This is a genomic window from Planococcus citreus (assembly GCF_003664125.1).
Lineage (GTDB): Bacteria > Bacillota > Bacilli > Bacillales_A > Planococcaceae > Planococcus > Planococcus citreus.
In genome coordinates, this window is sequence record NZ_RCCP01000010.1 from 1 (window position 1) to 17801 (window position 17801).

The following is a 17801-nucleotide window of genomic DNA, read 5'->3' on the forward strand; positions in this document are numbered from 1 at the left end:
CAAAGACGATGAGGTAGATAGGTTCGGGGTGGAAGCGTGGCGACACGTGCAGCTGACGAATACTAATCGATCGAGGACTTAACCAACAAACTGAAACGCGAGTTTCCCCACAATGTCGATTTATCCAGTTTTGAGCGAACAAGCTCAACAAGTCCAGTGATGATGGCAAAGAGGCCACACCCGTTCCCATCCCGAACACGGAAGTTAAGCTCTTTTGCGCCGATGGTAGTTGGGGGTTTCCCCCTGTGAGAGTAGGACGTCGCTGGGCAAGTAGAAAGGCCGTTACCGGTTCATTCCGGTAGCGGTCTTTTTTATATTGTTTTTGTAAAAACACAGCCCTGCTTTTCGAAAAGATGTGGCGTCCGGTATAATGGAATAAACTATGAATGAAAACGTGAGGATGCAAAGATTATGACTCAAAGACGTCCAGTAGTGGATGCATTATTGGAATTTCAGAGAAGACGGCCGATTTCTTTTCATGTCCCTGGCCATAAAAACGGCCTGCTATCGGGTTTGCCGAAAGAATTAAAAGCGGCACTTGCGTACGATATGACAGAGTTGGAGGGCCTAGACGATTTACACGCCCCTCATGCGGCGATCAAGGAAGCGGAAGATTTGCTGGCAGAGGCGTATGGTTCAAAAAAAAGCTACTTTCTGGTGAACGGTTCAACTGCAGGAAATCTTGCGATGATCCATGCGGTTTGCGGAGAAGGAGACCTGGTGATTGTGCAGCGCAATTCGCATAAATCAATCTTCCATGCGCTTGAACTTACCCATGTAAAACCCGTTTACGTTGCGCCTGAATGGGATGAGGCGTCCAAAAGCGCTGCAGCTGTCGCCCTTTCTTCAATAGTGGCTGCCATAGATGAATATCCGGAAGCGAAAGCGGTCGTTTTGACATACCCTAGTTATTACGGTGTAGCTTCTGCTGAGTTAGAGGCAATTATTGAATTTTGCCATGAACGGAATATCCCCGTACTCGTCGATGAAGCGCATGGGGCGCATTTAGCAGCGGGCGAGCCGTTCCCGGTGAGTGCATTGGCATATGGAGCCGATGTGGTGGTTCAGTCCGCACATAAAACTTTACCGGCTATGACAATGGGCTCGTATCTTCATATAGCAGGAGAGCTGGTAGAGGAAAGAATGATCGGGAAGTATTTGCGGATTTTTCAATCGAGCAGTCCTTCCTATCCCATTATGGCGTCTCTGGATGACGCGAGGGCATATATCCAAAATTACTCTGTTCACGATAAGCGCGATTTTCTCGAAAAACGCCTTTATTTCATTTCCAGCATCAGGCGGATTCCTTCTCTTGATATAGTGGAGACGGATGACCCGCTGAAATTATTGCTGCGGGTCGAAAATAGAGGGGGCTTTCAGCTGAAAGAGGCCTTGGAACAGACGGGTGTTTATGTGGAATTGGCGGACCTTTTTCAGGTGCTGTTAATCTTGCCGCTGTCAAAACCTTGGCATGCTTATCCGTATGCCGAAATACGCAGCCGCATCAAAGAAGCTGTGCAAAGTATGCGGTTATTGGAGAAGCGTGCTCCAGGCTTTCGCCCTGGCTATCCAAAAGCTGTGACAATTCCCGAGCTGTCGTTTGAGGAAGTGGATTTATCGGTGCAGGAATGGGTACCTTACACGAGGGCGATCGGGAGGATTTCGTCGGCTATGGTAACGCCTTATCCGCCGGGCATTCCGCTGGTAACTGCAGGGGAGAAGTGGACTGTCGAAAAAGTGGAGGAGTTGTCGGATTATCTAGGGGCTGGTGCGGAGATACAAGGGGAACACCGTTTGTCGGAAAAGCTGGTTTCCGTTATCCCATGGTGAGTAGAACGAATGCTTGGGTGGTATACAATAGCATATGCGAAAGCGAATGTGGGGGTAATAGTATGGAACAGGAAAAGTACGCAATTATTGATATTGGTTCGAATACTATCCGGTTGGTGATTTATACGCGGGATAAGAGCGGGCGTTTCTCGGAAAGTGAGAACGTTAAGGCGGTTGCCCGTCTTCGCAATTATTTAACGAACGATAATACGCTTTCCGAAGAAGGCATACAAGTATTGATTGATACTTTGAAGAGCTTTCAGGAAGTCACACGCCACCATCAGCTCGAAGCGATTAAATGCGTTGCGACGGCTGCTGTGCGGCAAGCGAAAAACCAGGATGTTATTATCGATCGAGTTGGAAAAGAGACGGATTTTACCATGCGCATCCTATCTGAATACGAAGAAGCGCATTACGGTTATTTGGCTGTGGTCAATTCAATGTCGTATAAAAGCGGCATTACGGTCGATATCGGCGGTGGCAGTACGGAACTGACTTTATTCGAAGGCCGTGAACTCATTCATTTCCACAGTTTTCCGTTCGGTGCCTTATCGCTGAAGAAGCAGTTTATCGAAGGAGATACACCGAAAAACAGTGAATTGAAGGCGCTGCGGGAGTTTCTCGAAAAACAGTTTTTGACACTCGATTGGATTGAGGGGAAGAACTTGCCGTTGATCGGAATCGGGGGCAGTGCACGGAACTTGGCGCAGATTCACCAGGAAAAAATCGATTATCCGCTTTCAGGTGTCCATGAGTACACCATGAAGCGGAAAGAAGTGGAAGAAACGAATAAGTGGCTGGGATCGATGGCGTTTGACGATTTGCAGCGGGTGGAAGGCTTGTCACGCGACCGGGCGGATATTATCATTCCGGCGGTGGAAGTGTTTAATTGCCTGATGGAATTGATTGATGCGGAACTGTTTGCTTTGAGTCGAAAAGGGCTCCGGGATGGCGTATTTTATGAGGAAATGACCAAAGATTTCGAGATGCCGGTGTTTCCGAACGTCATTGAGGAGAGTTTCTACGATTTGGCGATCGACTACGACATCAATTTGACGCATGCCATCCATGTGACCAATAGCTCGCTGATGATTGTGCGGGAATTGGAAGAGCAAGGGCTTCTTGAATTGACAGAGAGGGACTATCATTGGGTCCGTCTGGGCAGTTCCATGTATAATCTCGGTTCGTATATCGACTCTGAATCGAGCAATCAGCATACCTTCTATCTATTGGCGAACCGGACCATCGATGGGCTTCTGCACAAAGAGCGCATCATTGTAGCCTTGCTTGCTTCTTATAAAAACAAGAACCTGTTCAAACGCAATGCAGCGCTCTATGAAGACTGGTTTACGGAAGAAGAGCTGGATAAATTCAATATCATCGGCGCGGTCATCAAATTCGCCTATAGTTTGAATGCGACAAAACGCGATATTGTCAAAGACATCCAATTGGAATCCCAAAAAGAAGAACTCATTTTTTCTATCCAATGCCGAGAAGACTGGAAACCGGAGCAATACCAGGTCGAGAAGCAGAAAAAGCATTTGGAGAAGCTATTAAAGAAAACAATCACCGTCCACTTTCATGAATGAATGAAACCTGAGGGGGAGTTTTGTCGTGGGAAAGAAAAAGGAAGACATGATCCAGTTGAACAATCCTTCTTATTATAATAACCGCGAACTGAGTTGGCTGGCGTTCAATGAACGGGTATTGCAAGAAGCGCTTGACCCACGCAATCCGCTACTCGAAAAGCTTAAGTTCCTGGCGATTTTCAGTTCCAACTTGGATGAGTTTTTCATGGTCCGTGTAGCGGGATTGCAAGACCAGGTGAAGGTGGGCTTTAATAAGCCTGAGAACAAAGCCGGGATGACGCCAAAGCAGCAATTGCATGAAATTGCCTTGAAGAACCATCAATTGGTGAATTTGCAATACGACACTTTGCGCAAAATATTGTATCCCAAGCTTCAGAGAGAGCATGTCCATTTCCTGAAAGTAAGGGAATTGAGCGATTCGCAGCAAGAGGCTTTAGAGGTTTATTTTGATGAGCATATTTTTCCTGTGCTGACCCCGATGGCGATCGATGCCTATCGCCCGTTTCCGATGCTGTTGAATAAAAGTATCAATTTGGCGGTGGTCTTGGAAGACACGGCAAAAGAAGCGGATTCTGAACAACGGACGCGAACAGCCATCGTGCAATTGCCTGCGATGCTTGAGCGCTTTGTCCAATTGCCGGAAAACGGCGGATTGCGCAAGTTATTGATGCTCGAAGACGTCATCGGTTTCTTTATCGGCAAGCTGTTTCACGGCTATGAAGTCAAATCGACGACTGTGTTCCGTATCACCCGCAATGCGGATATGACAATACACGAAGAAGGCGCGCGCGATTTGCTCAAAGAAATCGAAGAAGAGTTGAGAAAGCGCAAATGGGGCGCTGCCGTTCGGCTCGAAGTGCAAAAAGATGGCTTGGATCCCGTTATTTTGGACTATTTGATGGATGAGTTGGAAGTGCATCCGAAAGACGTCTATGAAATTGATGGATTTCTGGACTTGACCGTGTTTTTCGGTTTTTACAAAAAGATGGCCCCAATATGGGAGCATTTGGTATATGAGGGCAAGATTTCGCAATTGCCGGTAGGGATGGAGAACGGCAAGGCGATTTTTGCGAAAATCGCCGATGAAGATGTTTTTTTGCATCATCCTTATGAATCGTTCGAGCCGGTCGTCGAGTTTATTTCGGAAGCGGCGGATGACCCTGATGTGCTCGCCATCAAACAGACCTTGTACCGTGTCAGCGGGGATTCCCCGGTGATCAATGCCTTGAAGCGGGCAGCAGAAAACGGCAAGCAAGTAACGGTGCTTGTCGAATTGAAGGCACGTTTTGATGAGGAAAACAACGTGCACTGGGCGAAAGAACTTGAAAAAGCGGGCTGCCACGTTATTTACGGGATGACCCATTTAAAGACCCATAGCAAGATCACTCTTGTGGTGCGGAAAAAACAAGGGCGCATCGAGCGCTTTGTCCATCTTGGGACCGGCAATTACAACGACCAGACGGCAAAAATCTATACCGATATGAGCTTATTTACCTCGAAAAAAGAAATCGGCATCGATGCGACGAATTTCTTTAATTACTTGAGCGGCTACACGGAAAAGCCAGAATTCCATTATCTATCGGTGGCGCCGTTTTCGATCAGGAAAGACATTCTTCATTTGATCGATTCCGAAATCCGTTACGAGAAGAAGTATGGCAATGGCCATATTGTGGCTAAAATGAACTCTTTGACGGATAAGATCATCATAATGAAGCTGTATGAAGCGTCGCGTGCGGGGGTGAAGATCGATTTGATCGTCCGCGGCATCTGCTGCTTGCGGCCTGGAATTCCGGAGGTGAGCGATAATATTCGCGTGCGCAGCATTGTCGGGCGCCTGCTCGAACATAGCCGTGTGTATTATTTCCACCAGAATGGAAAAGAGAAGACCTTTTTATCTTCTGCGGATATGATGACGAGAAACCTGAACAACCGCATTGAAATCCTTTTCCCGATTCTCGATAAGCGGGTGAAAGGGCAAGTGTGGGACATTCTCGAGCTTGGGCTGAGGGATAATGTCAAAGCCCGTGAACAGGACGAGGAAGGCAATTACGGTTATGTCCGGAGAATGGAAGGGCAAGCGGTGATCGATAGCCAAATGGAACTGTTCGAGCGCGCATACCAAGTGGCGGAAGACGAGGAATAAGGTCTAAAGGAAGTTGTGGAACAGCCCGTTTTTGCGTTATAGTGGGTAGTGTTTTAGTTAAAAGATAAGGGAACAGGTGAAAATATGAGTTATTTTATTACGCTAGAAGGCGGCGAAGGATCGGGTAAGACGACGGCACTGGCGAAGCTGGCAGAACGTTTGACAGCTGATGGGTTTGAAGTAGTGACGACGCGTGAACCGGGGGGCATTGAAATCGCGGAGAAAATCCGCGAAGTCATCCTGGACCGGACGCATACGGCGATGGACGCCCGTACCGAAGCGCTATTATATGCAGCGGCACGGCGCCAGCATTTGGTGGAGCGTGTGCTGCCGGCGCTTCAGGCAGGGAAAATCGTTCTTTGCGACCGTTTTGTCGACAGCAGCCTCGCTTACCAGGGCCACGCACGCGGGCTTGGCCTGGACAATGTGCTGGCGATCAATGAATTCGCTATCGAAGGGCATATGCCTGAATTGACGCTATATTTTGATGTCAATCCGAAAACGGGGCTTGCGCGCATCGACCTCGATCAAGGACGTGAATTCAATCGCCTAGACGAGGAGTCGCTGGCGTTTCATTACAAAGTGAGGGAAGGCTATTTGCTATTGCTCGGCCGCTACCCGGAACGCATGCAGTTGATCAATGCGGAAAATGAGTTGGATGAAGTGGTGGCGGATGCGTATGAAGCATTGCAGCGCTTCTTGGCTGAAAAACAATAATGGATTGCCGGCAGCCCTGTTCGTTAAGGGCTGTTTTTTCATGGACTGAATCAACGGCTTTGTGCATATAGTCATGAATTTTTCGCATTGCCTAAAGGAAAGATGTGACGGCACGTTCACCGTTCGTGTTATACTAATACATAGAGAAGCAACCAAAAAAGGAGTGAGTGCTGATGAAACTCGTCGTTGCAGTGGTACAGGATCAAGACAGTAACCGCTTATCCAATGCGTTGACGAAAAATGATTTCCGGGCTACCAAGCTTGCCAGTACGGGAGGGTTCTTGCGCTCAGGAAATACCACCTTTTTAATCGGGGTCGACGATAGCCGTGTCCCGAAATTGATGGATTTGATCCGCGACAATTGCCGCGCGCGTGAACAGATGGTGGCGCCGGTTTCCCCGATGGGCGGAAATGCGGATTCCTATATACCGTATCCGGTCGAAGTGGAAGTGGGCGGGGCAACGATTTTTGTCTTGCCAATCGAACAGTTCCAGCAATTTTAAGGAATAGCTTGGCTGTTTCTTCGTCCGCACTACCCGTGATCCATCTGGAACACGGGATTTTTTACAAAGTTTGAAGGTGAAATCATGCACAAGACCATAGAAGAATTGCACGAAATGCAGCCGGTTGTGTTAAAACGGCTGCAAGGGGCGTATGCCAATGACCGTCTGGCCCATGCGTATTTACTCGAAGGGCCATCGGGTTCCGGGAAAAAGGAACTGACGCATTTTTTTGTCAAATTATTATTATGTGAAACACCGATTGATAATGTTCCATGTGAAACATGCCGCAGCTGTAAATTGTATGAAAGCGGCAATCACCCGAATATTTTATTCATTGAACCGGATGGCCAGAATATCAAAATCGACCAGATCCGCGATTTGATTTATACGATGAACAAGACAGCGCTCAACAGTGGGCGTAAGATCTACGTGATCGAGCAGGCGGACCGGATGAATAATTCCTCTGCCAACGCCTTGCTGAAGTTTTTGGAAGAACCGGAAGCGAATGTGACCGCATTGTTGCTAACGGAGCGCTTGAATGCCATCATGAGCACGATTCGCTCGCGCTGCCAGCTATTGTCATTCCAGCCGCTATCACGGCCGAAGCTAATGGAGCGCTTGATGGCGGATGGCATGACGGGGTCGATGGCAGCGACGGTGAGCATGCTGACGCAAAGCGAACAGGAAGCGAAGCGGCTGAGCGAGGAAGAGCAGTTTGCCGATGAACGGAAACTGGTGTTGAAGCTGGTCGAGACGGTCGGGGGCAATGTCCACGAGGCATTACTTTTGATCCAATCTGATTGGCTGCCCTTGTTCAAGGAGAAAGAAGATGCCGAAAGAGGGCTCGACATGTTATTATTTGCATATCGGGACATCGCGACAGTGAAAGCGGGTCTTGAAACTGCACGCACGTATCCGGACATGGAAGAAACTTGGAAGCAGATGGCGCTTCAACGTTCGTTCGATGTATTGTCCAAGCAGCTGCAGGCAGTGCTACAAGCCAAACAGCAATTGCCGCGCAATATGAACCGGACACTGTTGATGGAGCAATTAATGCTAAATCTGCAGGAGGGGTAAAAAAGTGTATAAAGTAATAGGAGTCCGCTTCAAGAAAGCGGGTAAAATATATTATTTCGATCCAGGCGAAGCACTGATCGAAAAAGACGATTATGTCATTGTGGAAACAGCACGGGGCATCGAATACGGCAAAGTGGTCGTTCCCGTGAAAGAAGTGGGCGAGAACGATGTTGTTCTGCCGCTAAAGCAAGTGGTGCGGGTCGCCACTGAACGCGACCGCCTGCAAGTGGATGAAAACCGCTCAGAAGCAGAGCGCGCATTTGAAGTCGGGACGGAGAAAATCGAATCTCACCGTTTGGACATGAAGTTAGTCGATGTGGAATACACATTTGACCGCAATAAGGTCATTTTCTATTTCACCGCAGAAGGCCGTGTCGATTTCCGTAATTTGGTGAAAGACTTGGCGTCGATTTTTCGTACGCGCATCGAACTCCGCCAGATCGGCGTGCGTGACGAGGCGAAGATGCTTGGCGGCATCGGGCCATGCGGTCGCATGCTGTGCTGTTCGACTTTCCTTGGCGATTTTGAGCCAGTATCGATCAAGATGGCGAAAGACCAGAACCTGTCGTTGAATCCGTCGAAGATTTCAGGGCTGTGCGGCCGTTTGATGTGCTGCCTGAAATACGAGAACGATGAATACGAACAGGCGAAAAAGGAAATGCCGGATATCGGCGCACGCGTCGAGACGCCAGATGGCAACGGCCGCGTCGTCAGCTTGAACTTGCTTGAAAGAGTATTGAAAATCCGCCTGGCTGAACAAGACCAGACGCTGGAATATACATTGGATGAAATCATGAACCAAGGGACGAGAGCGTGAGGTGGTGGTATCAGTGAAAGAAAAGAACTTTTTGGATACGGTCATGGATTTTGAACAGCAATTGGAATCGATGCAAGAGCAGTTCCGTGATTTGAAAACAGTAGTAGCGCGGACGATGGAAGAGCATCATGCGCTGCAATTGGAAAATCATCATTTGCGTGCCCGCCTCGATGAACTGAACGAAAAGGTGCCGGAACCGGAAAAAGTCGACCCGGTCAAATTGAAAAAAGCCGTCATGGATATCGGCGAAGGCTACGACAACTTGGCACGCCTGTACCATGAAGGCTACCACGTCTGCAATGTCCATTTCGGCAGCTCCAGAAAAGGCGACGACTGCCTGTTTTGTTTATCTTTCCTGAATAAGCAAAACTAACAAAGAAAAGCGAGGCCGCCTGTTCAGCTCTGACAGGCATAAGACAAGTTCCCGAAGCGGCGCTTTTTGCCGCACAGGGAAATGGGCTTATGACCCGAGGAGCTAGGCGTTCGAGCTAGACATTAAGAAAAGCCGAAACGCCCGTACTGGCAAGACAAGCACAACACAGAAATAGAACCAACAGGCTTCCGACACTCCGTGTGGCGGCAGCCTTTTATTATGGCAGGAGTGAACGATATGTTAACAGATGACGAACGGCTGGATTATTTGCTGGCGGAGAACTTGCGCATCATCCAAAGCCCATCGGTATTTTCCTTTTCTTTGGACGCGGTGCTGTTGGCGCGTTTTGCCTATGTGCCGAAAAAGCGCGGCCGCATTGTCGATTTATGCACGGGCAATGGGGCGATTCCGTTGTTTTTGAGCGCTCGTACCGAATCAACGATCACGGGAGTTGAACTTCAGCCCCGCCTGGCTGGCATGGCGCGCCGCAGCATCGAATTCAACGGCCTCGACGGACAGATCGACATTATCGAAGGGGACGTGAAAGAAATCCCTGCGCAGCTCGGCTACGAGAAATTCGATACGGTGACATGCAATCCGCCGTATTTCCCGGCGCATGACATGAGCGATAAAAATCTGAGTGAGCATATGGCGATTGCGCGCCACGAACTGCACCTGACATTGGACGAAGCGGTACGGTCGGCGAGCCAGTTATTGAAGCAAGGCGGCAAAGCGGCGTTTGTGCATCGTGCGGGAAGATTGATCGATATCATGGCGGCGATGCGCAACAATCGCTTGGAGCCAAAACGGATCCGGCTTGTCTACCCGAAAGCGGGCAAAGAAGCGAATACTTTATTGATTGAAGGCATCAAGGACGGCAAACCGGATTTGAAAGTATTGCCGCCTTTGATCGTTTACGGAGACGACGGCGAATACACGGAAGAAGTGCGAGGTTTGCTGTATGGAAGTGAACAATGACCATTATTTCTACGTGCTTGAATGCGGAGATGGTTCGTATTATGCGGGATATACAAATGATTTAGAGAAACGCTTGGCCAAGCATGAAAGCGGGAAAGGCGCGAAATATACGCGCTCCCGCGGCCCGTTGACGCTCCTTTACCACGAAATGTACGAAACAAAGCCGGAAGCGATGAAAGCGGAATACGCCTTCAAACAATTGAGCAAGGCGGAAAAAATCGCTTATATTCGAAATGGAAAGGCGGAGCGGACATGAAATCACAGAAGAGTTTCAGCGGCGAACAAACGACGCTTTATTTAGTGGCGACACCGATCGGAAATTTGGAAGACATGACGGTGCGTGCGCTGCGGCTGTTAAAAGAAGTGGACGTCATTGCAGCGGAAGATACGCGCAACACCAAGAAGCTTTGCAATTATTTTTCCATTGACACCCCGCTAGTCAGCTATCATGAACACAACCAGGACAGCGGGGGAGAGAAAATCCTTCGCTATTTGGCGGAAGGCAAGTCGGTTGCACTGGTCAGCGATGCCGGCATGCCGTGCATTTCCGATCCAGGGGAGGACATCGTGAAAAAAGCGGTCGAGTCAGGCTATCCGGTCGTCCCGGTGCCGGGTGCAAATGCAGCACTCAGCGCATTGATCGCTTCTGGCATCACTCCGCAGCCGTTCTTGTTTTACGGGTTCCTATCGCGCAATAAGAAAGCGCGTCAGGCGGAACTCGAAAAATTGAGCCAGAAAGAAGAAACGCTGCTGTTTTACGAAGCACCGCATCGTTTGAAAGATAGTTTGAAAAACCTGATGGCGGTGTTCGGCGGCGAGCGCCGGATTGTATTGGCCAGGGAAGTGACCAAAAAATTCGAGGAATTTCTACGCGGAAACTTAGAAGAAGCCGTCGCTTGGGCGGAGTCTAATGAAATCCGCGGCGAATTCTGCTTAGTGGTTGAAGGCAATTTGGAGCCCGACGTGCTGGAAGTGGATGAGTGGTGGAAAGAACTGACATACGTGCAGCACGTCACTCAGTTAATGGAACAAAAACAAATTTCTTCAAAAGAAGCGATCAAGGAAGCAGCGAAAGCGCGAGGCCTTCCAAAGCGTGATGTATACGAAGCATTCCATAAAGACTGAATCGAGCCCATAAAAAAAAGCCGGTGTGCATAGGCACGCCGGTTTTTTATTTCTTCAAATTGCTTTGGATTTCTTTGACAAGCTGCTCCGCGCCTTCTGGGCTGAGGATCAATTTGCCGCCAACTAATTGCATGTTCTCATCGGAAACTTCACCAGTTACCGCACATGTCATATTTGGCATATATTTTTTCAAGATAATTTTGTCGTCGTCGACATAAATCTCCAACGCATCTTTCTCTGCGATTCCTAGCGTACGGCGCAATTCAATCGGAATAACTACGCGGCCCAGTTCATCCACTTTACGTACAATACCAGTCGATTTCATAATCATTAGCCCCTTTCAATTTTAGCGGCAGAATTCGTCAAAATTCGACATTTACCACTTCTTGTCATAAATCATACCAAGTAATGTCAATTAGGTCAATAAAAAACTATGGATTTCATAATAAATTTTGGGTTATTGAGGCAAATACCCATTATTTCGTTATTTTTTTGCCAATTATTTTCCTGTAACCCCATTTTGGGAGGAAGCTCCAATTCTGGAACTCGGCTTTTTCTTGCAGGAGGAAACATTGTACAAAATTCACGACTTCGTTAAAATAAAGGATATACAAAAAAACTGGAGGAATTTTTCGTGACTGCCAAGAACAAGACATTTTACCTGACGACTCCCATTTACTATCCGAGCGGAAAATTCCATATCGGGACGGCTTACACGACCGTTGCATCCGACGCTATGGCGCGTTATAAACGCCTGCGCGGCTTCGATGTCCGTTTTTTGACGGGCATGGACGAGCACGGCCAGAAAATCGAAGAAAAAGCCCGCGAAGCCGGCAAAGAACCACAAGTCTTTGTCGATGAGATGGCTGAGGCGGCGAAAAAAGTATGGGAAGTCATGGACATTAGCTATGACGATTTTATCCGTACGACAGAAGGCCGCCATAAGGAAGGGGTGGAGAAAATCTTCCAAACCTTCCTCGACAATGGCGATATCTACAAAGGGGAATACGAAGGCTGGTATTGCACGCCTTGCGAATCCTTCTTCACGGAATCGCAGCTCGAAGACGGCAATTGCCCGGATTGTGGACGCCCGGTGCATAAAGTGAAGGAAGAATCGTATTTCTTCAATATGAAAAAGTACGCAGACCGCTTGCTTGATTATTACGACAAGCATGTCGAATTTATCGAACCGGAATCGCGCAAAAATGAAATGGTCAATAATTTCATTAAGCCGGGCCTTGAAGATTTGTCGGTTTCGCGGACTTCATTCGACTGGGGCATCCCAGTTCCTGGAGATCCGAAACATGTCATCTATGTATGGGTCGACGCGTTGTCGAACTACATCACGTCACTCGGCTACGGTTCGAATGACGATGCCGATTTCAATAAATACTGGCCGGCGGACGTCCACGTCGTCGGAAAAGACATCGTGCGCTTCCATACGATCTATTGGCCGATCTTCCTGATGGCGCTTGACTTGCCATTGCCGAAGAAAGTCTTCGCACACGGCTTCATCATGATGAAAGACGGCAAAATGTCGAAATCGAAAGGCAATGTCGTCTATCCGGAAATGCTCGTGGAGCGCTACGGGCTCGATGCGGCGCGTTATTTCCTATTGCGCGAACTGCCATTTGGATCTGACGGCGTGTTCTCGCCGGAATCTTTTGTCGAGCGTACCAATTATGACTTGGCGAACGACCTCGGGAATTTATTGAACCGGACCGTTTCCATGATCAATAAATATTTCGACGGCGAAGTGCCGCAAGTCGACGGCCTGAAAACCGATTTTGATGAGACTTTGCAGGCCGTCGCGAAGAATACGGTCTCTGTCTACGAAGAGCATATGGAAAAAATGCAGTTCAGCCTGGTGTTGAGCGAAGTATGGACATTGATTTCCCGCACGAATAAATACATCGATGAAACGCAGCCATGGGTATTGGCGAAAGACGAAAGCGATCGAGCGCAATTGGCTTCAGTCATGGCGCATCTCGCGGAAAGCTTGCGCATGACAGCAGTTATGCTGCAGCCGTTCTTGCCAAATGCACCAAAGCAGATCATCGAACAGCTCGGCCTTACGCCAGAATTCCTCGAATGGCAGACATTAGAGTCATTCGGCGCGATTCCTTCAGGTACGACCGTCGTGAAAAAAGGCACGCCGATTTTCCCGCGTCTCGAAGTGGAGCCGGAAGTGGCCTATATTCGCGACCAAATGCGCGGAGGGGCAGCGCCGAAAGAAGAGCCTGCCCAAACCGTTCCTGAAAAGCCGGACACCCCTGAGATTACGATCGATGATTTCATGAAAGTGGATTTGCGCGTAGCGACGGTTACGGCATGCGAACCGGTGAAGAAGACCGATAAGCTTTTGAAGCTGCAAGTGGACATGGGCTATGAAACACGCCAAGTCGTCTCCGGCATCGCTGAGCATTACAAGCCGGATGAACTTGTCGGCCAAAAAGTGATCATTGTCGCCAACTTGAAACCAGTCAAGCTGCGCGGTGAATTATCGCAAGGCATGATTCTCGCCGGACAGCAAAATGGCTACTTGACCATCGCTTCCGTAGACCAAAAGTTACCGAATGGCACACAAGTTAAGTAAATATTCATGTGACAGCCTGCTCAGTTGAGTAGGCTGTTTTTTTACGTTTAAGGACTTAATGACTATGAAAACAGCTAAAAATGATGAAATGACTTCAAAACATCATGTTTTGTAATCCAAATGTAATATGGCTGTGAAGAAAGAAATGGCCTCAACCCGTACAATGTAACCTATGTGAAGGAGACTGATGAAGATGTATATCGATACCCATGTTCATTTAAACGCCGATCAATACGACGAAGATTTGCAGGAAGTCATTGATCGCGCGCTAAACAGCAAGGTGGAGAAAATGGTCGTCATCGGTTTTGACCGGAAAACGATCAAACGCGCCATTGAATTGGTTGAGCAATATGACTTTATCTATGCCGTCGTCGGCTGGCATCCTGTCGATGCGATCGATTGCACGGACGAAGACCTCGAATGGATCGAACAATTGGCCGCACACGAAAAAGTAGTCGGCATTGGCGAAACCGGCCTCGATTACCATTGGGATAAATCACCGAGAGATATCCAACAACAAATATTCCGCAAGCAGATCCAACTCGCGAAACGCGTCAAGTTGCCAATCATCATCCATAACCGGGAAGCGACAGAAGACGTGCTGACAATCTTGCGCGAGGAAGATGCACAAGAAGTCGGCGGTGTCATGCATTGCTTCGGCGGCAGCGTCGAAACGGCGCAAGAGAGTATCAAAATGAATTTCATGATTTCACTCGGTGGGCCGGTAACATTCAAAAACGCCAAAAAGCCGAAAGAAGTGGCTGCTGAAATTCCACTGGAACATTTGATGATCGAAACCGACGCCCCTTATCTCGCACCGCATCCTTACCGCGGCAAGCGCAATGAACCTTCCTACGTGCCACTCGTGGCGGAAGAGATCGCCCGTTTGAAAGAACTGCCGGTCGAAACGGTAGCGGAAGCCACAACTGAAAATGCAAAACGATTCTACAAATTATCATAAATGCTGGTTAATTAAGAAAACATATGCGTTGACACGGAAGTGGGACGCGCCTATAATCACTCAGGTGTACAAAGGAGGAGTTATTTTTGACAAAAAAGGCAAATAATACCAACAACAATAAATCATTTAAAGGGAAGTCGGTCGCGATCAGCATTGCAACGGTTCTGTTGTTCGCAGCTGTATTGGCTTTCGCAATTTTCGAAGGCACTAAAAATACGGTGACAATTACAGCGAACGGGGAAACCGAAGAAATCCGCACCCACGCTGAAACGGTTGGCGATGTATTGGACGAAAAGGCGATTGAAGTCGGGAAAGACGATTTCCTCAGCCATTCAGCCGATACGAAGATCGAAGGCGATGCCGCGATCGAATGGGATGAAGCTGAACAATACGCAGTAACAGTTGACGGAGAAACCCGTTCAGCGCGGACGACTGAGAACACCGTTGCCGCTATTTTGGAAAAAGCGGAAATTGAAGTAACAAAGCACGACAAAGTTAGTCCTGCATTAGATGAGACTGTCGATGAAGATACAATGATCGACGTAGAGAAAGCGTATGAAGTAACCATCGTGGATGGCGGAAAAGACAAAAAAGTCTGGTCCACTTCGACTACGGTCGCTGACTTTTTAAAACAGCATAGTGTTGAACTAAGCAAACTTGACCGTGTAGAACAGGATATGGATGAACTCGTTCTTCCTAACTCGAAAGTCGAGGTCGTGCGTGTAGAAAAAGTCACCGATGTAGTGGAAGACGCTGTGAAGTATGCAGTGGAAACGAGAAAAGATTCTTCCCTTTTGAAAGGCAGCGAAAAGCTTGTCCAAAAAGGGCAGAACGGATTGGTTAAGAAAACTTACGAAGTCGTGAAAGAAAACGGCAAAGAAGTAAAACGTGAATTGAAAAAAGAAAAAGTCGTCAAAGAACCGAAACAGCAGATCTTGGCTGTCGGCACGAAAACAGTCGTAGCGAGCGTTTCGCGCGGCACAGCGAAAAAAGAAACAGTTGCGCCTAAACAGGCATCAGCGAAACAAGAAGCGGCGCCAGTGAAAAAAGCTTCGGCACCGGCGAAGAAAGCTGCAGCTCCAAAAGCGGTAGCAAAAGCTCCTGCAAAAGCGAAAGCCGCACCACAGCCAGCGAAAAAAGAAGCTGCTTCTGAACCTACAGGCGGCAAAGAATTTTATGTCTCGGCAACAGCTTACACGGCTAGCTGCACAGGCTGCTCTGGCATTACGGCAACGGGCATCAACTTGAAAGCGAACCCGGGCCTTAAAGTGATCGCAGTTGACCCAAGCGTCATTCCGCTAGGTTCAAAAGTGTGGGTAGAAGGCTACGGCAATGCCATTGCAGGCGATACAGGCGGCGCGATCAAAGGCAACAAGATCGATTTGTTCATGCCGAACCGTTCCGATGCCATCGCATTCGGGCGCAAGCAAGTGAAAGTTAAAATCCTCAACTAATCGAATACAGTATTATATAGAAGGAAAAGCTTTCCCGAAGTGTCGGGAAAGCTTTTTACATGTTTGCCGGAAGCGCGGTAAACTGGATGAGATCTGCAGAAACGAGGGATAGGCCATGAAGATACAAGAAGTGATTGTAGTCGAAGGAAAAGATGATACAGTGGCGATTAAGCGGGCTGTGGGCGCCGATACGATCGAAACGAACGGTTCCGCCATCTCCAGCGAGACTTTGCGACGCATTATGCATGCCCAGGAGAAGCGGGGCGTCATCGTCTTCACCGATCCCGATTATCCGGGAAGGCGGATTCGTGCTATTATTGAAGAACACGTGCCGCATGCCAAGCACGCCTTTTTGGCGAAAGAAAAAACCATCGCCAAAAACGGAAAAGGGCTCGGCATTGAACATGCCAGTGATGAAGATATCCGCCAGGCATTAGAGGCGGTCTATACGCCGCTGGCAGCAGAGCGGCCGGTGGAGATCACCCTAGAGGATTTGATCGACGCCCGGCTGATTGCCCATCCGTCAGCGAAAGCCCGCAGGACAGAGCTCGGCGAAGCGCTCAACATTGGCTATACGAACGGCAAGCAGCTGCATAAGCGCCTGCATGTGTTCGGCATTACCAAACAGCAGTTTATCGACGCAGTGCAAGCGTTAACCCAGGAGGACAGAACATGACCAAAGATATAGCAACACCGATCCGTACGCAAGAGATCATGGCCAAACACGGCCTGACGTTCAAGAAAAGCCTCGGCCAGAACTTTTTGATCGACCCGAATATTTTACGCAAAATCGTCTCGCAAGCGGGTCTCACAAAAGATTCGGCCGCCATTGAAATCGGCCCGGGCATCGGTGCATTAACCGAACACCTGGCGAGAGACGCAGGGAAAGTATTGGCGTTTGAAATCGACCAGCGATTATTGCCGGTACTCGCGGACACACTGTCGCCCTATGATAACGTCAAAGTGATCCATTCCGATATTTTGAAAGCGGACGTCGAAAGAGCGATTCAAGAAGAATTGGCCGGTTTTGAAGACATCATGGTCGTCGCCAACTTACCTTATTACGTGACAACGCCGATCATCCTCAAATTATTGCTTGAGAAACTGCCGATTCGCGGAATGGTCGTCATGCTGCAAAAAGAAGTAGCAGAGCGCATCACGGCGAAACCCGGCACGAAAGCATACGGCTCCTTGTCGATCGCCATCCAGTATTATACGGAAGCCGACTACGCCATGACGGTGCCGAAATCGGTATTCATGCCCCAGCCAAATGTCGACTCTGCGGTCATCCGCATGATCAAACGAACGGAACCGATCGTGCAAGTTATTGACGAAGACTTTTTCTTCTTGGTGACACGCGGGTCATTCGTCCAGCGCCGCAAGACGATTCTCAACAACCTGCAAAGCGCCATGCCGAACGGGAAAGCGAAAAAAGACCTCATTCTGCAGGCGCTCGAAGAAGCCGGCATCGACCCAGCGCGGCGTGGCGAAACGCTCAGCATCAAGGAATTCGGGCTGCTTTCCGATAAATTATATCCGCATTTTCATTAAACCGTGAAACTGTAACAGTTTTGGCACAGTTTTTTTCGGAACTAGAATATTTCGGATAAATAACTGTTGCAATTCCTGAAAAGCATT

17 protein-coding genes and 2 rRNA genes are annotated in these 17801 nt (G+C 48.6%); 18 read left to right on the forward strand and 1 reads right to left on the reverse strand.

The features are described from left to right. The 13 genes from DFR62_RS16715 to rsmI form a co-directional block, all read left to right on the forward strand. Positions 1-86: ribosomal RNA gene (locus DFR62_RS16715) — 23S ribosomal RNA — on the forward strand; the annotation flags it as partial. 66 nt (positions 87-152) lie between these two features. Then, positions 153-268, forward strand: a 5S ribosomal RNA gene (gene rrf / locus DFR62_RS16720). A gap of 143 nt (positions 269-411) precedes the next feature. After that, the gene (locus DFR62_RS16725; RefSeq protein WP_121301350.1) at positions 412-1830 is read left to right on the forward strand and encodes an aminotransferase class I/II-fold pyridoxal phosphate-dependent enzyme; all 1419 of its coding nucleotides are present in this window, start codon (positions 412-414) and stop codon (positions 1828-1830) included. Between the two features lie 62 nt (positions 1831-1892). Then, positions 1893-3419 carry an exopolyphosphatase gene (gene ppx / locus DFR62_RS16730; protein WP_121301351.1) on the forward strand — a complete coding sequence of 509 codons (1527 nt, stop codon included), beginning with the start codon at positions 1893-1895 and terminating at the stop codon, positions 3417-3419. Between the two features lie 25 nt (positions 3420-3444). Next, positions 3445-5562, forward strand: coding sequence for an RNA degradosome polyphosphate kinase (locus tag DFR62_RS16735; protein WP_277751590.1), 2118 nt, complete (start codon positions 3445-3447; stop codon positions 5560-5562). Positions 5563-5646: 84 nt separating this feature from the next. Beyond that, positions 5647-6279, forward strand: a complete 633-nt coding sequence (gene tmk / locus DFR62_RS16740; RefSeq protein WP_058382246.1) for a dTMP kinase — start codon at positions 5647-5649, stop codon at positions 6277-6279. Positions 6280-6452: 173 nt separating this feature from the next. Next, a complete protein-coding gene (locus DFR62_RS16745) occupies positions 6453-6782 on the forward strand; it encodes a cyclic-di-AMP receptor (protein ID WP_058382245.1) in 330 nt (109 codons plus the stop codon). A gap of 84 nt (positions 6783-6866) precedes the next feature. Continuing rightward, positions 6867-7859 (forward strand): DNA polymerase III subunit delta', encoded by a 993-nt coding sequence (holB, locus tag DFR62_RS16750; RefSeq protein ID WP_121301352.1) that lies wholly within the window; start codon positions 6867-6869, stop codon positions 7857-7859. 4 nt (positions 7860-7863) lie between these two features. Continuing rightward, positions 7864-8676: a PSP1 domain-containing protein gene (locus tag DFR62_RS16755; RefSeq protein WP_058382243.1), complete on the forward strand. Its 813-nt coding sequence runs from the start codon at positions 7864-7866 to the stop codon at positions 8674-8676. Between the two features lie 13 nt (positions 8677-8689). Beyond that, positions 8690-9049 carry a DNA replication initiation control protein YabA gene (yabA, locus tag DFR62_RS16760; protein ID WP_058382242.1) on the forward strand — a complete coding sequence of 120 codons (360 nt, stop codon included), beginning with the start codon at positions 8690-8692 and terminating at the stop codon, positions 9047-9049. 237 nt (positions 9050-9286) lie between these two features. Beyond that, entirely contained in the window at positions 9287-10027 is a 741-nt protein-coding gene (locus DFR62_RS16765) for a tRNA1(Val) (adenine(37)-N6)-methyltransferase (RefSeq protein ID WP_058382241.1), read from the forward strand. Further along, entirely contained in the window at positions 10011-10283 is a 273-nt protein-coding gene (locus DFR62_RS16770; RefSeq protein WP_121301353.1) for a GIY-YIG nuclease family protein, read from the forward strand. Before DFR62_RS16765 ends, DFR62_RS16770 begins: the two co-directional genes overlap by 17 nt. Next, complete coding sequence (gene rsmI / locus DFR62_RS16775; protein ID WP_121301354.1) at positions 10280-11152, forward strand: 16S rRNA (cytidine(1402)-2'-O)-methyltransferase; 873 nt, start codon at positions 10280-10282, stop codon at positions 11150-11152. Before DFR62_RS16770 ends, rsmI begins: the two co-directional genes overlap by 4 nt. A 46-nt stretch (positions 11153-11198) precedes the next feature. Here rsmI and DFR62_RS16780 read toward each other — a convergent pair whose 3' ends face one another. After that, positions 11199-11477, reverse strand: a complete 279-nt coding sequence (locus tag DFR62_RS16780; RefSeq protein WP_058382238.1) for an AbrB/MazE/SpoVT family DNA-binding domain-containing protein — start codon at positions 11475-11477, stop codon at positions 11199-11201. Between the two features lie 309 nt (positions 11478-11786). On the opposite strand from DFR62_RS16780, the gene metG reads away from it, so the two are divergent. The 5 genes from metG (at position 11787) to rsmA (ending at position 17714) form a co-directional block, all read left to right on the forward strand. Beyond that, positions 11787-13748, forward strand: coding sequence for a methionine--tRNA ligase (gene metG / locus DFR62_RS16785; RefSeq protein ID WP_121301355.1), 1962 nt, complete (start codon positions 11787-11789; stop codon positions 13746-13748). 193 nt (positions 13749-13941) lie between these two features. Next, complete coding sequence (locus DFR62_RS16790; protein WP_121301356.1) at positions 13942-14709, forward strand: TatD family hydrolase; 768 nt, start codon at positions 13942-13944, stop codon at positions 14707-14709. 86 nt (positions 14710-14795) lie between these two features. Beyond that, entirely contained in the window at positions 14796-16163 is a 1368-nt protein-coding gene (locus DFR62_RS16795) for a G5 and 3D domain-containing protein (RefSeq protein WP_121301357.1), read from the forward strand. Positions 16164-16278: 115 nt separating this feature from the next. Then, positions 16279-16839 carry a ribonuclease M5 gene (gene rnmV / locus DFR62_RS16800; RefSeq protein WP_121301358.1) on the forward strand — a complete coding sequence of 187 codons (561 nt, stop codon included), beginning with the start codon at positions 16279-16281 and terminating at the stop codon, positions 16837-16839. After that, positions 16836-17714, forward strand: coding sequence for a 16S rRNA (adenine(1518)-N(6)/adenine(1519)-N(6))-dimethyltransferase RsmA (gene rsmA / locus DFR62_RS16805; RefSeq protein ID WP_121301359.1), 879 nt, complete (start codon positions 16836-16838; stop codon positions 17712-17714). The genes rnmV and rsmA overlap by 4 nt, the downstream gene beginning before the upstream one ends. Positions 17715-17801 lie beyond the last annotated feature (87 nt).

Bases quoted from the DNA above. Each gene is read 5' to 3' on its own strand.
- DFR62_RS16725 (WP_121301350.1), top strand. From the start codon at position 412: ATGACTCAAAGACGTCCAGTAGTGGATGCATTATTGGAATTTCAGAGA.
- ppx (WP_121301351.1), top strand. From the start codon at position 1,893: ATGGAACAGGAAAAGTACGCAATTATTGATATTGGTTCGAATACTATC.
- tmk (WP_058382246.1), top strand. From the start codon at position 5,647: ATGAGTTATTTTATTACGCTAGAAGGCGGCGAAGGATCGGGTAAGACG.
- DFR62_RS16745 (WP_058382245.1), top strand. From the start codon at position 6,453: ATGAAACTCGTCGTTGCAGTGGTACAGGATCAAGACAGTAACCGCTTA.
- holB (WP_121301352.1), top strand. From the start codon at position 6,867: ATGCACAAGACCATAGAAGAATTGCACGAAATGCAGCCGGTTGTGTTA.
- DFR62_RS16765 (WP_058382241.1), top strand. From the start codon at position 9,287: ATGTTAACAGATGACGAACGGCTGGATTATTTGCTGGCGGAGAACTTG.
- DFR62_RS16770 (WP_121301353.1), top strand. From the start codon at position 10,011: ATGGAAGTGAACAATGACCATTATTTCTACGTGCTTGAATGCGGAGAT.
- rsmI (WP_121301354.1), top strand. From the start codon at position 10,280: ATGAAATCACAGAAGAGTTTCAGCGGCGAACAAACGACGCTTTATTTA.
- DFR62_RS16780 (WP_058382238.1), bottom strand. From the start codon at position 11,477: ATGAAATCGACTGGTATTGTACGTAAAGTGGATGAACTGGGCCGCGTA.
- DFR62_RS16790 (WP_121301356.1), top strand. From the start codon at position 13,942: ATGTATATCGATACCCATGTTCATTTAAACGCCGATCAATACGACGAA.
- rnmV (WP_121301358.1), top strand. From the start codon at position 16,279: ATGAAGATACAAGAAGTGATTGTAGTCGAAGGAAAAGATGATACAGTG.
- rsmA (WP_121301359.1), top strand. From the start codon at position 16,836: ATGACCAAAGATATAGCAACACCGATCCGTACGCAAGAGATCATGGCC.